The following is a 13,155-nucleotide window of genomic DNA, read 5'->3' as shown; positions in this document are numbered from 1 at the left end:
GGCCGCATGGCCTCACGCTACAATGCGCGGTTTGGAATCGCGGCGCCCACGCGGCGGCCCGGTTCCCGCCGCTCGCGGCGCCCGTTTGCCGATTTCGCTCCGATGACACGAACCCGTTCCTCCGCCCCGTCTTCCTCCGGCCGCGCTGCGCGCCCGTCCGCGCTGCGCCTCGCGCCCGATTCGCTGGGCTTTGCGCTCGACGCGGCCGCGCAGGCCGTCGATGCCGTGCGGCGCGGCACCGCGTTGCCGGCGGCGCTCGCCACGGTGTTCGCGCAGATGCCGGCCGATGTCCGCGCGTTCGCACGCGGCGCGACGCAGGACGTGGCCTATCGAACGATGCGCCGCCTCGGCAGCGCCGACTGGCTGATCGGCCGGCTCGTCAGCAAGGCGCCGCCCGCGCACGTGCACGCGGTGCTGGCCGGCGCGCTCGCGCTGCTGCTCGATCCCGCCGATGCGGCGGCGTATCCGGCCTTCACGGTCGTCGATCAGGCCGTGACGGTGATCGGCGCACGGCGCGAATACGCGTTCGCGAAAGGGCTGGTCAACGCGGTGCTGCGGCGCTTCGAGCGCGAGCGCGATACGCTCGTCGCGGCGCTGCAGGACGATCCGGTCGCACGCTGGAATTACCGCCCGTGGTGGATCGACGCGGTGAAGCGCGCGTGGCCGGATGCATGGCAGGCCGTGCTCGCGGCCGGCGATCGGCAGGGGCCGCTCACGCTGCGCGTGAATGCGCGGCGCGCGAGCGTCGACGCGTATCTCGACACGCTGCGCGCGAGCGGAATCGACGCGACCGCGATCGGCCGCCATGCGGTGCGGCTCGCGTCCGCGCTGCCGGTCGATCGCATTCCGGGCTTTGGCGACGGCGTCGTGTCGGTGCAGGATGCCGGCGCGCAGCTCGCGGCCGAATGGCTCGGCGCGCGCGACGGCATGCGCGTGCTCGACGCCTGCGCGGCGCCGGGCGGCAAGACCGGGCACATCCTCGAGCTGGCCGATGTCGACGTCGTCGCGCTCGAAAGCGATGCGGCCCGCGCCGAGCGCATCGGCGAGAATCTCGCGCGCCTGTCGCTGTCCGCGGACGTGCGCGTCGGCGATGCGGGCGCGCCGCAAGCGTGGTACGACGGCCGCCCGTTCGATCGCATTCTGGCCGACGTGCCGTGCTCGGCGTCGGGCATCGTGCGCCGTCATCCCGATATCCGCTGGTTGCGCCGCGAAGCCGACATCGCCGCGCTCGTCGCGGAGCAGCGCCGCATCCTGAGCGCGTTGTGGCCGCTCGTGAAGCCGGGCGGCGAACTGCTCTACGTAACCTGCTCGATCTTCCCCGATGAAGGCGAGCTGCAGGCGCGCTGGTTTGAAGCCGCCTGTGAAGATGCGGTACGATTGGACGCGCCCGGCCAACTGCTGCCGGGCGGCGTGCGCGGCGCGACGGCCGGCGCACTCGACCCGACCACCGATCACGACGGATTCTTCTACGCGCGGTTTCAGAAACGGTGACGATCAAACACCCTTTTCCACTTCGGCTCGCGGCCGTCCTGTTGGTGGCGCTGGCGCTGTGCCTGACCGTCGTGCGGCCGGCGCGCGCCGAGTCGATCGCCGTGCAGCGTGCGTCGCTGCAGGCTGACGGAAGCGGCTGGAGCCTCGATGCCCGCTTCGACTTCGAGCTGAATCCGAACCTCGAGGATGCGGTGAACAAAGGCATCCCGCTTTACTTCACGACCGACTTCGAACTGAGCCGCGCCCGCTGGTACTGGTTCGACGAGCAACCGGTGTCGGTGGCGCAGACGATCCGCCTGTCGTTCCAGCCGCTCACGCGCGAGTACCGCGTGTCGACCGGCGGCCTGCAGCTCGGCTTCCCGTCGTTGAAGGACGCGCTCGCGGTCGTGCGCCACATCACGTCGTGGCACGTGATCGAGCGCAACCAGGTGCGCGCCGGCGAAACCTACACGGCCTCGGTGCGCATGCAGCTCGACACGGCGCTGATGCCGAAGCCGTTCCAGGTCGACGCGGTGAACAACCGCGACTGGACGCTCGTGTCCGACTGGAAGCGCTTCAACTTCACGGTGACCGAACGTGCTAAATAAAGTGCGCCGCGCGGCCAGCGGGAAGAGCCTGCTCATTCGCGTGATCGTGTCGACCGTCGCGCTCACCGCGCTGCTGCTGCTCGTGCTGCTCGCCGCGGCGAGCGCGAACACCGAGTTCTTCGACCGCTACTACTCGTGGCTGTACGCGATGAACATCATCGTCGCGATCGTGTTCCTGCTGGTCGTGCTCGGGCTGATCGGGATGATCGTCGTGCGGCTGAGGAAGGGCAAGTTCGGCACGCGGCTGCTCGCGAAGCTCGCGGTGTTCTTCGCGCTCGTCGGCGTGGTGCCGGGCGGCATCATCTACATCGTGTCGTACCAGTTCGTGTCGCGCAGCATCGAGTCGTGGTTCGACGTGAACGTCGAAACCGCGCTCACCGCCGGCCTGAATCTCGGCCGCGGGATGCTCGACGCGTCGCTGTCCGATCTGCAGACGAAGGCGCGCCTGATGTCCGATCAGCTCGCGAGCGTCGATGCGAACACGAACGGCACGACGCTCACGCTGCTGCGCCTGCGCGACCAGTTCGGCGTGCAGGACGCGACGATCGTCGAGCCGAGCCGCGCCGGCTCGGGCGCGGCGCCCGACCTGCACATCGTCGCGCTGGCGTCGGGCAATTTCGCCGCGCTGATTCCCGACGACCTGCCGACGCCGCTGATGCTGAGCCAGGCGCGCGAGCACGGCGCGTACGCGGCGATCGAAGGGGAAGTCGACGGCGACCCGCGTGCGCACGGCGCGAAGGGCGCGCTGCGGCTGCGCGTCGTGCGGCCTATCCCCGACGCGTCGACGTCGCTGCTGCAACCGGCGGAGCGCTTCCTGCAACTGACGCAGCCGGTGCCGCCGACGCTCGCGCACAACGCCGACGCGGTGCAGCGCGCCTATCGCGAATATCAGGAAAAGTCGCTGGGCCGCACCGGCCTGCGCAAGATGTACATCGGCACGCTGACGCTCGCGCTGTTCCTCGCGACCTTCATCGCGATGATGCTCGCGCTCGCGCTCGGCCAGCAGCTCGCGCGGCCGCTGTTCCTGCTCGCGCAGGGCACGAAGGAGATCACGGAAGGCGACTACACGCCGAAGCGCGAGATCAAGTCGCGCGACGAGCTCGGCTTCCTCACGCAGTCGTTCAACGCGATGACGCGCCAGCTGTCCGAGGCGCGGCTGGCGGTCGAGAAGAACCGCATCGCGCTCGAGCATTCGAAGACGTATCTCGAAAGCATTCTCGCGAACCTGACGGCCGGCGTGTTCGTGCTCGATCGCCAGTTCCGGCTGACGACCGCGAACCGCGGCGCGGAGCGGATCTTCCGGCAGCCGTTCGGCTCGATGATCGGCACCGCGCTCGACCGGATCGGCGTCGTCGCGGAATTCGGCGCGATGGTGCGCAAGGCGTTCGCCGATCGCGAGGCGGCGTCCGACGGCGCGAGCGGCGATCGCGGCCATTGGCAGCAACAGTTCGCGGTCGTCGTGCCGGGCGAAGCCGATCCGCTCACGCTGCTCGTGCGCGGCACGCGCCTCGTCTCGACGGTCGAGGGCGAGGCGGACGATCCGCAGACCTCCGGCTACGTGGTCGTGTTCGACGACATCTCCGACGTGATTTCCGCGCAGCGCTCGGTTGCATGGGGCGAAGTCGCGCGACGGCTCGCGCACGAGATCAAGAACCCGCTCACGCCGATCCAGCTGTCGGCCGAACGGCTGCAGATGAAGCTGTCCGACAAGCTCGAGCCGCACGATGCCGACGTGCTCAAGCGTGGCGCGACGATGATCGTCAATCAGGTGGCGGCGATGAAGCGGATGGTCGACGACTTCCGCGAATACGCGCGCACGCCGCCCGCGGTGCTCGCGAGCCTGCAGCTGAACGAGCTGGCGAGCGAGGTGCTCGGGCTGTATGGTGTCGGCGAAGGCAAGAGTGCGATCGTCGCGGAGCTGGCGCCGTCGCTGCCGGTGATCCGCGGCGACGCGACGCAATTGCGTCAGGTGATTCACAACCTGCTGCAGAACGCGCAGGATTCGGTCGCGGAGGTCGCGCATCCGCGTGTGTTGATCGAAACCAAGACAGTAGAATATGGCGATCCCGACGCCGAGGGCAAAACGCGCGTCGCGGTACGTCTGACCGTGTCCGACAACGGGCCCGGTTTTCCGGCACGCATCCTGACCCGTGCGTTCGAGCCTTACGTGACGACGAAGGCGAAGGGCACGGGGCTCGGACTGGCCATGGTCAAGAAAATCGTGGACGAGCACGGCGCACGGATCGATCTGCGCAATCGCATGCACGGCGAGATCGTCGAGGGTGCGCAGGTGTCGATCCTGTTCCTGCAGATGGCGAGCGATGCGCCAGGCGCCGAACCCGGCGCGCAGGGCGGGACGGCACCCGCCAACACAAAAGCAAGTGTGCAGACAAAGGCAGCGTAAATGGCAACCATCCTGGTGGTAGATGATGAAATGGGCATCCGGGAATTGCTCTCGGAGATCCTCAGCGACGAAGGACATGTCGTCGAGGCGGCGGAGAACGCGCAGGCTGCGCGGGAATACCGGCTGAATCAGGCGCCCGATCTCGTGCTGCTCGATATCTGGATGCCCGATACCGACGGCGTCACGCTGCTCAAGGAATGGGCGGCGCAAGGGCTGTTGACGATGCCGGTGATCATGATGTCCGGGCACGCGACGATCGACACCGCCGTGGAGGCGACGAAGATCGGCGCACTCGATTTCCTCGAGAAGCCGATCGCGTTGCAGAAGCTGCTGAAGTCGGTCGAGCACGGGCTCGCGCGCGGCGCGGCGCCGGTGTCCGTGAATGCGGCGGTGAAGGCGGGCGCTGGCCAGGCCGCGGGCCCTGCGGCGATCGCATCGGCGGCCGCGCTGCCGACGCTCGGGGACGACATGGCGTCGGCGCTCGGCCTCGCGGGCCAGATGGCCGCGATCCCGTTCGACATCCCGTTGCGCGAAGCGCGCGACGCGTTCGAGCGCGCGTACTTCGAATATCATCTGGCGCGCGAGAACGGCAGCATGACGCGCGTCGCCGAGAAGACGGGCCTCGAGCGCACGCACCTGTATCGCAAGCTCAAGCAGCTCGGCGTCGAGCTCGGCAAGAAGCAGTCGGAAGGCGCGGCATAAAAATATTTCACGAAAACCCTTGTGCAAGTATCGAGGGCTCGATATACTTTCATTCTTCGTTGGCCCGGTAGCTCAGTTGGTAGAGCAGCGGATTGAAAATCCGCGTGTCGATGGTTCGATTCCGTCCCAGGCCACCAGCAGTTCCAACCCCAAGAATCGGAAGATTCTTGGGGTTTTTCGTTTGTGGTGGGGTTTCGCAGGCACCGCGGCCGGCCCGGCAGTATTCGTCGGCACGTGATAAAATCCGTGCCCGCTCAATGACTTAGCGCATCGCTAGCCGATGCGCGTCCGGGCTGTCGCAACGTGCGGCCGTGGCGCGCGGCAACGCTGCCGCGCGATGGGCGGTATAAGCGCACGGCCGCGTTTGCGGCCGACCGCGCTGCCTATACTGGTCGAGCCGGCAAGGGCCGGCACGCGTCGGACCGCCCGGCGGCAGCCGGCCCCGCGGCGCAGCGCGACGCGAGCCTACACATTCACGGAGTATCACGGTGATTCGGACAGACGCTAAAGACGGCGCGCTCGTGTTGTTTTCCGGCGGCCAGGATTCGGCCACGTGCGTGGCCTGGGCCCTCGAACGCTACCAGACGGTCGAGACGCTCGGCTTCGATTACGGCCAGCGCCACCGCGTCGAGCTCGAATGCCGGGAAGGCGTGCGCGACGCACTGAAGCACCGCTTCCCCGCGTGGGCGGGCCGCCTCGGCGACGATCACATGATCGACCTGTCGGTGCTCGGCGCGATCAGCGACACCGCGATGACGCGCACGATCGAGATCGAGACCGCGGCGAACGGCCTGCCGAACACGTTCGTGCCCGGCCGCAACCTGTTGTTCATGACGATCGCGGCCGCGATTGCGTATCGCCGCGGCTTGCGCGTGCTGGTCGGCGGGATGTGCGAGACCGATTTCTCGGGCTACCCCGACTGCCGCGACGACACGATGAAGGCGCTGCAGGTCGCGCTGAACCTCGGCATGGACACGCGCGTCGTGCTGGAGACGCCGCTGATGTGGCTCGACAAGGCGCAGACGTGGCAACTCGCCGAACAGCTCGGCGGCGCCGCGCTGGTCGAGCTGATTCGCGTCGAGACGCACACGTGCTACGTGGGCGAGCGCGCCGAACTGCACGACTGGGGCTTCGGCTGCGGCGAATGCCCGGCCTGCAAGCTGCGCAAGCGCGGCTACGAGGCCTACCTGAAGGGCGAGCGGGTGACCGAAGCGCCGCTGTGAGGCGGCTGCGCCGGCAGCGCTTGATGGACAACCGATTCTGATCGACAACGAGCGGCGCGAGCCGGACGAAGCACGATGACTTACGCGGTCAAGGAAATTTTCTACACGTTGCAGGGCGAGGGCGCGAACGCGGGCCGTCCGGCCGTGTTCTGCCGGTTCGCCGGCTGCAATCTGTGGTCCGGCCGCGAAGAGGATCGTGCGGACGCCGTGTGCCGCTTCTGCGATACGGATTTCGTCGGCACCGACGGCGAGAACGGCGGCAAGTTCAAGGACGCCGCCGCGCTCGTCGCGACGATCGCCGGCCTGTGGCCGCACGGCGAAGCGCACCGCTTCGTCGTCTGCACCGGCGGCGAGCCGATGCTGCAGATCGATCAGCCGCTCGTCGACGCGCTGCACGCGGCCGGCTTCGAGATCGCGATCGAGACCAACGGCTCGCTGCCGGTGCTCGACACGATCGACTGGATCTGCGTGAGCCCGAAGGCCGACGCGCCGCTCGTCGTCACGAAGGGCAACGAGCTGAAGGTCGTGATTCCGCAGGACAACCAGCGGCTCGCCGACTACGCGAAGCTCGATTTCGAGTACTTTCTCGTGCAGCCGATGGACGGTCCGTCGCGCGACATCAACACGAAGCTCGCGATCGACTGGTGCAAGCGGCATCCGCAGTGGCGGCTGTCGATGCAGACCCACAAATATCTGAACATTCCCTGAGCGACGGCTTTTGACATCGTGCTGATTACCCGAAAACTCGAATTCGACGCGGGCCACCGCATTCCCGATCACCGCAGCCAGTGCAGGAACCTGCACGGTCATCGCTACGTGCTCGAAGTCACGCTGCGCGGCGATCTCGTCGATACCGAGGGCGCGCCCGACCGCGGCATGGTGATGGATTTCGCCGACGTGAAGGCGCTCGCGGTCGAGCATCTCGTCGACAAGTGGGATCACGCGTTCCTCGTCTACGCGCGCGACGAGGTCGTGCGCTCGTTCCTCGAGCAGATGGCCGACCACAAGACCGTCGTGCTCGACCGGATTCCGACCGTCGAGAACCTCGCCGCGATCGCGTTCGACATCCTCGCGCACGTGTACGACGCGCACTACGGCGTGAACCTGCGCCTCGAGCGCGTGCGCCTGTACGAAACGCCGAACTGCTGGGCCGACGTCGAGCGGGAGCCGTCGCGTTGACGGTGGGCGGCGGCGCGGTGGGTCGCTGGCTCGTTGATTTCGTTGATTGGGCGATTCGCAGGCGCGCCGAACTGCTAGCCTGGTGATTCGCTGATTCTCTAGCTCGATGACTCGCTGACCCGCCAACGTGGTCGACCCGCTGACCCACCGCCCCCTCGCACCTCCCTCCGCACCCGCATCACCACGCTTCGCCGCACATCCCACATTTCGCCCGACGGCGCGCTATGATCGACGCGTGGCGCCGCCTGCGCGTCCGCTCGGGCGCTGCCGTCCGGCCGTTCCCCAGTGCTGTTCCGTTCGACTGCCTGTCCGCCGGGAGGCCGTATCGATGAGCACGCTCACCAACACCATCAAGCAACGTCTACACGACGGCGACGAGCCGTTGTACGGCCTGTGGCTGTCGCTCGGCTGCGACTCGGTCGCGGAAGCGCTCGCACATGCCGGCTACGACTGGCTCTGCATCGACATGGAGCATGCGCCGAACGACAGCCGCGACGTCGCATCGCAGTTGCGGGCGCTCGCTGCCGCGCATCTGCCGACCGAGCCGGTCGTGCGCGTGCCGGGGCGCGAGCCGTGGCTCGTGAAGCGCGCGCTCGACGCCGGCGCGCGCACGCTGATGTTTCCCTGTATCGAAACGCCCGAAGAAGCCGCGCACGCCGTGCGGCTCACGCGCTTTCCGTCGCCGGAATCTCCCGACGGCCTGCGCGGCGTAGCCGGCATGGTGCGCGCGGCGGCGTTCGGCATGCGCCGCGATTATCTGCAGACGGCGAACGCGCAAGTCGCGGTGATCGTGCAGATCGAATCGGCGCGCGGCATCGACGAGGTCGAGCGGATCGCCGCGACGCCCGGCGTCGACTGCCTGTTCGTCGGCCCGGCCGATCTGGCGGCGAGCATCGGACATCTGGGCGACAGCCGCCACCCGGACGTCGCCGCCGCGATGGCGCGCGTGCTGGCGGCGGGCAAGCAGGCCGGCGTCGCGGTCGGCATCTTCGCGAACGATGTGGCGGGCGCGCGCCAGTACCGCGACGCCGGCTACCGGATGATCGCGCTGTCGGCCGACGTGAGCTGGCTGCTGCGCGCAACACGCCAGGCGCTGCAGGAGGTGCGGTCATGAACGACGTCGATCGAAACGGAGCAGGAGCCGGCGCCCCGACTGACGCAGGACCAGGCACGACCCCAGAACCAAGCACCGATGCCCGCGCCCGATCCGCACGCCACGCGGTCGGTCCGCGCGAGCGGCTCGGCGCGATGCTCGGCCTGTGCGTACTCTGCGCGGCAACCTCCGCCGCAGCCACCGCCCAAACCACCCCGCACCCGAAACCCGATCCCGCGCACGAGACGCAATCCGCGGTAGCCGACTACAACGCCGGCGACTATCGCGCCGCGCTCGTGCAGTTCCACGACGCGGCCGAGCGCGGCGACCGGCTCGCGCAGTTCAATTACGCGATGATGCTACTCACCGGCGTCGGCGTGAGCGCGAACGTCGACGAGGGGCTGCGCTGGCTCAAGCGGGCGGCCGACGCCAACATGTCGCACGCGCAGTACGTGTACGGGCGCATGTTCGACGACGGCGAGTTCGTCGCGCGCAACCCGGCCGAAGCGCACCGCTGGTTCCTGCGCGCGGCGAAGCAGGGGCACGTGCAGGCCGAGCTGTCGCTCGCGAACCAGTTTCTCGACGGGCGCGGCACGCCGCGCGACAACCGGCAGGCGTTCGTCTGGTACAAGCAGGCGGCCGATTCGGGCGAGCCGACGGCGCAGTACGTGACCGCATCGTTCTACGAGCGCGGCGGCGATGGCGTCGTGCAGAACCTGAACATCGCGCGTGCCTACTACGCGGCGGCCGCCGCGCAGGGCGACGAGACGGCCGGGCTGAAATTCAAGGAGCTGAGTGCGCGGCTGAAGGCGCAGGAACCCGCGGCGGGCGGCGGTGCGGACCATGCGAGCCCGCGCGCGACGCCGCAGTGAGCGCGCGACCGGCCGCGACCGCTCGTCGAGACGAAAAACGGCGCCGAGGCGCCGTTTTCGCTTGCCGCGGCCGCATGCGGCCATCCGTCGTGCGGGCGCTCAGCTCTTCATCAGCCGCCGCTGCCGCGCGACGCTCATGATCATCCCGATCGCGATGCCGAGCGTCGTGAGCGCGGTGCCGCCGTAGCTCATGAACGGCAGCGGCACGCCGACGACCGGCAGCACGCCGCTCACCATGCCGATGTTCACGAACGCATAGACGAAGAACGCGAGCGTGAGCGAGCCGGCGAGCAGCCGGCCGAACAGCGTCGCGCCCTGCGCGGCGATGTAGAGCCCGCGCGCGATCAGCGCCATGTACAGCGTCAGCAGCACGAGCCCGCCCGCGAGCCCCCATTCTTCGGAGAACACCGCGAAGATGAAGTCGGTGTGCTTCTCCGGAATGAATTCGAGGTGCGCCTGCGTACCCTTCAGATAACCCTTGCCGAGCACCCCGCCCGAACCGATCGCGATCACCGCCTGAATGGTGTGGAAGCCCTTGCCGAGCGGGTCGGAGGTCGGGTCGAGCAGCGTGCACACGCGGTGCTTCTGATAATCGTGCATCAGCGGCCATTGCACTTCCGGCTGGCAGATGCGCTCCTCGAACACCGCGATCGAGCCGACCGCGATCACGCCCGCGACCAGCACCGGCACGATCAGCTTGAACGACAGGCCGGCCAGATAGATCACGAAGAAGCCGGCCGCGAACACCAGCAGGCCGGTGCCGAGGTCGGGCTGCTTCGCGATCAGCCCGACGGGCACCAGCAGAATGCCGAACGCGGCGAGGAAGTCGTACCAGCGCAGCCCGCCTTCGCGGCGCTGGTAGTACCACGCGAGCATCAGCGGCGTCGCGATCTTGAGGATCTCGGACGGCTGGATCACGACGCCGACGTTCAGCCAGCGCTTCGCGCCCTTCTTGGTCATGCCGAACAGCGCGACCGCGACCAGCAGCGCGACCCCGACCGTATAGAGCGGGACCGCGAAGCGCATCAGCGTCGTCGGCGGGATATTGGCGATCACCCACATCAGCACGAACGTCAGCAGGATGTTGCGCAGTTGATCCTCGACGCGTCCCGGCATGTCGATGCTCGCGCTGTACAGCGTGACGATGCCGACGCACATCAGCAGGAACACGATGAGGGCGAGCGGGCGGTCGAAGCCCGCGAACATCTGCTTGATCTTGTCGAGCCAGGCGCGCTTGTCGAATTGCATGCCTTTCTCCGTTAATGAGCGGTGCCGGCGTTCGCCGCCTTCGCGGCGGCTGCGGCTCGGGAATTGTCGTCGCGCGGCGCGGCCGCGAGCGGCTGCGCATCGCTGGCCGGCCGGCGCGGCCGGTGCGGGCGCCGGATCGGCGGCAGGCTCGCGGGCCGCGGCGCCGCAGCGCTCGCCTCGGTTGCCTCGGTCGCCGGCGCCGCGCTGGCGGCCGCCGCAGCACCCGGTGCCGACGCAGCCGACGCGGCCTGCGCCGCGCTCGCCGCGCTCGGCACCACCGGTTGCGGCAGCGCCGTGAAGCCGGCGGCGACGGTGACGGGCTTCGTCGCGTCGCCGATCACGGGCGCGCTCACCGGCTCGGTCGCCGATGCGGCGGCGGCCACGGCCGCGGCCTCGTTCTTCGGGTTCTGGCGCTCGACCAGGTAGTAGTCGAGCACGCGGCGTGCGATCGGGCCGGCGGACTGCGCGCCCCAGCCGCCGTTCTCGACGACCAGCGCGAGCGCGATCTGCGGATGGTCGACCGGCGCGTACGCGATGAACAGCGCGTGGTCGCGCAGATGCTCGGCGAGCAGGTGGCCCTTGTAGTTCGAGCCCTGCAGCGAGAACACCTGCGCGGTGCCGGTCTTGCCCGCCGCGACGTACTGCGCGCCGCGGAACACCTTGTACGCGGTGCCCGACGGGTTGTCGATGACGTTCTCCATCCCGCGCTTCACGACGTCGAGGTCGGCGGCCTTGAGCGGGATGACCTCGCTTTCCTTCGGCACCGTCAGATGGCGCGCGCGCGTGATCGGATCCTCGACTTCCTTCACCAGGTGCGGCTTCATCACGACGCCGTTGTTCGCGAGCGTCGCGGTCGCATGCGCGAGCTGCAGGATCGTGAACGAGTTGTAGCCCTGGCCGATCCCGAGGCTGATCGTCTCGCCGTCGTACCACTTCTGCTGCGCAGGCTTCTTGAACGCTTTCTTCTTCCATTCGGTCGACGGCAGGATCCCGCGCGCCTCGCCCTGGATGTCGATGCCGGTGATCTGGCCGAACCCGAACGGCTTCATGAAGTTCGCGATCGCATTGACGCCGAGGTCGCGCGCGAGCATGTAGAAGTAGGTGTCGTTCGACACCATGATCGCCTTGTTCATGTCGACCCAGCCCTGGCCCGAGCGCACGTCGTTGCGGAACGTGTGGCCGCCGAACGTGAAGTAGCCGGGATCCTGGAAGCCCCAGCCCGGCGTGCGCTTGCCGAGCGTCAGGCCGGCCAGCGCCATGAACGGCTTGTACGTCGAGCCGGGCGGGTAGGTGCCGTGCAGCGGGCGGTTCAGGAGCGGCTTGTCGGGCGAGTTGTTCAGCTCGTCCCAGGTCTGCTGGTCGATGCCGTCGACGAACGAGTTCGGGTCGAAGCTCGGCGACGACACGAACGCGAGCACGTCGCCCGTCTTCGGTTCGATCGCGACGAGCGCGCCGCGCTTGCCGGCGAACGCCTGCTCGGCCACCTGCTGCAGCGCGATGTCGAGCGACAGCACGAGGTTGTCGCCGGGCGTCGCCTGCGTGCGCGACAGCGTGCGCACGGGCCGGCCGCCGGCCGTCACCTCGACTTCCTCGAAGCCCGTCAGGCCGTGCAGCTCGGTCTCGTAGCTCTGCTCGACGCCGATCTTGCCGATGTAGTCGGTGCCCTTGTAGTTGTTCGCGTCGCGGCGCGGATCGTAGTGTTCCGGATCGCTGTCGTTGTCGTCGCTCATCGCGTCGATGCGATCCTGGTCGCGCTTCGAGATCCGGCCGATATAGCCGATCACGTGCGCGGCCGTCATGCCGAGCGGGTACTGGCGGAACAGCCGCGCGCGCACGTCGACGCCGGGGAAGCGGAAGCGCTGCGCGGTGAAGCGGGCGACTTCGGCGTCGGTCAGGCGCGTGCGGATCGGCAGGCTCTCGAAATTCTTCGAGTCTTCCTGCAGCTTCTTGAAGCGGCGGCGGTCGCGCGCGTCGATCGGAACGATCTCGGACAGCTTGTCGATCGTGTTGTCGAGCGTGTCGTCGAGCTTCGACGGCGTGATCTCGAGCGTGTACGCCGAGTAGTTCTTCGCGAGCACCACGCCGTTGCGGTCGGTGATGATGCCGCGGTTCGGCACGATCGGCGCGACCGAGATGCGGTTTTCCTCGGCCTGCAGCGCGTATTTGCCGTGCTGCAGCAGCTGCAGGTAGAAGAAGCGGCTCGCGAGCAGCCCGAAGCAGACGAACACGAACACGCCCGCCGCCGCGACGCGCAGGCGGAACTTCGAGAGCTGCTGTTGGGTGTCGTTGAATTCGGTCATGCGCTTACAGTCGATCCGGCCCGCGCACGTCGAGCGCGCGGGCGAGGGGCCGCCTC

At 68.4% G+C, this 13,155-nt stretch carries 11 protein-coding genes and 1 tRNA gene; 10 read left to right on the top strand and 2 right to left on the bottom strand.

Features of this window, described 5'->3' with window-relative positions:
- Window positions 1-102: 102 nt before the first annotated feature.
- The 10 genes from rsmB to MYA_RS13960 all read left to right on the top strand — a co-directional run bounded on the left by rsmB (window position 103) and on the right by MYA_RS13960 (window position 9,551).
- Window positions 103-1,491, top strand: a complete 1,389-nt coding sequence (gene rsmB / locus MYA_RS14005; RefSeq protein WP_014723867.1) for a 16S rRNA (cytosine(967)-C(5))-methyltransferase RsmB — start codon at window positions 103-105, stop codon at window positions 1,489-1,491.
- Complete coding sequence (locus MYA_RS14000; RefSeq protein ID WP_011886428.1) at window positions 1,488-2,078, top strand: DUF4390 domain-containing protein; 591 nt, start codon at window positions 1,488-1,490, stop codon at window positions 2,076-2,078. Before rsmB ends, MYA_RS14000 begins: the two co-directional genes overlap by 4 nt.
- Window positions 2,068-4,482: a sensor histidine kinase EsaS gene (esaS, locus tag MYA_RS13995; RefSeq protein ID WP_041493918.1), complete on the top strand. Its 2,415-nt coding sequence runs from the start codon at window positions 2,068-2,070 to the stop codon at window positions 4,480-4,482. Before MYA_RS14000 ends, esaS begins: the two co-directional genes overlap by 11 nt.
- The gene (esaR, locus tag MYA_RS13990) at window positions 4,483-5,184 is read left to right on the top strand and encodes a response regulator transcription factor EsaR (RefSeq protein WP_014723864.1); all 702 of its coding nucleotides are present in this window, start codon (window positions 4,483-4,485) and stop codon (window positions 5,182-5,184) included.
- A gap of 61 nt (window positions 5,185-5,245) precedes the next feature.
- Window positions 5,246-5,321, top strand: a tRNA-Phe gene (locus tag MYA_RS13985).
- 351 nt (window positions 5,322-5,672) lie between these two features.
- Window positions 5,673-6,407, top strand: coding sequence for a 7-cyano-7-deazaguanine synthase QueC (gene queC, locus MYA_RS13980; RefSeq protein ID WP_011886353.1), 735 nt, complete (start codon window positions 5,673-5,675; stop codon window positions 6,405-6,407).
- Window positions 6,408-6,482: 75 nt separating this feature from the next.
- Window positions 6,483-7,115: a 7-carboxy-7-deazaguanine synthase gene (gene queE / locus MYA_RS13975; protein ID WP_011886352.1), complete on the top strand. Its 633-nt coding sequence runs from the start codon at window positions 6,483-6,485 to the stop codon at window positions 7,113-7,115.
- Window positions 7,116-7,133: 18 nt separating this feature from the next.
- Entirely contained in the window at window positions 7,134-7,586 is a 453-nt protein-coding gene (gene queD, locus MYA_RS13970) for a 6-carboxytetrahydropterin synthase QueD (protein ID WP_011886351.1), read from the top strand.
- Between the two features lie 328 nt (window positions 7,587-7,914).
- Window positions 7,915-8,700: an HpcH/HpaI aldolase family protein gene (locus MYA_RS13965; protein ID WP_011886350.1), complete on the top strand. Its 786-nt coding sequence runs from the start codon at window positions 7,915-7,917 to the stop codon at window positions 8,698-8,700.
- A gap of 134 nt (window positions 8,701-8,834) precedes the next feature.
- The gene (locus MYA_RS13960) at window positions 8,835-9,551 is read left to right on the top strand and encodes a tetratricopeptide repeat protein (protein ID WP_014723863.1); all 717 of its coding nucleotides are present in this window, start codon (window positions 8,835-8,837) and stop codon (window positions 9,549-9,551) included.
- Window positions 9,552-9,650: 99 nt separating this feature from the next.
- On the opposite strand, the gene rodA is transcribed toward MYA_RS13960, so the two are convergent.
- On the bottom strand, window positions 9,651-10,799 hold the full coding sequence (gene rodA / locus MYA_RS13955) for a rod shape-determining protein RodA (protein WP_011886348.1): 1,149 nt from the start codon (window positions 10,797-10,799) through the stop codon (window positions 9,651-9,653).
- Between the two features lie 11 nt (window positions 10,800-10,810).
- On the bottom strand, window positions 10,811-13,099 hold the full coding sequence (gene mrdA / locus MYA_RS13950; protein ID WP_014723862.1) for a penicillin-binding protein 2: 2,289 nt from the start codon (window positions 13,097-13,099) through the stop codon (window positions 10,811-10,813).
- Window positions 13,100-13,155 lie beyond the last annotated feature (56 nt).

Source organism: Burkholderia sp. KJ006, assembly GCF_000262695.1.
GTDB lineage: Bacteria > Pseudomonadota > Gammaproteobacteria > Burkholderiales > Burkholderiaceae > Burkholderia > Burkholderia vietnamiensis.
Note: the sequence above shows the minus strand (reverse complement) of the source record. Positions and strands in the feature narration are given on the sequence as shown.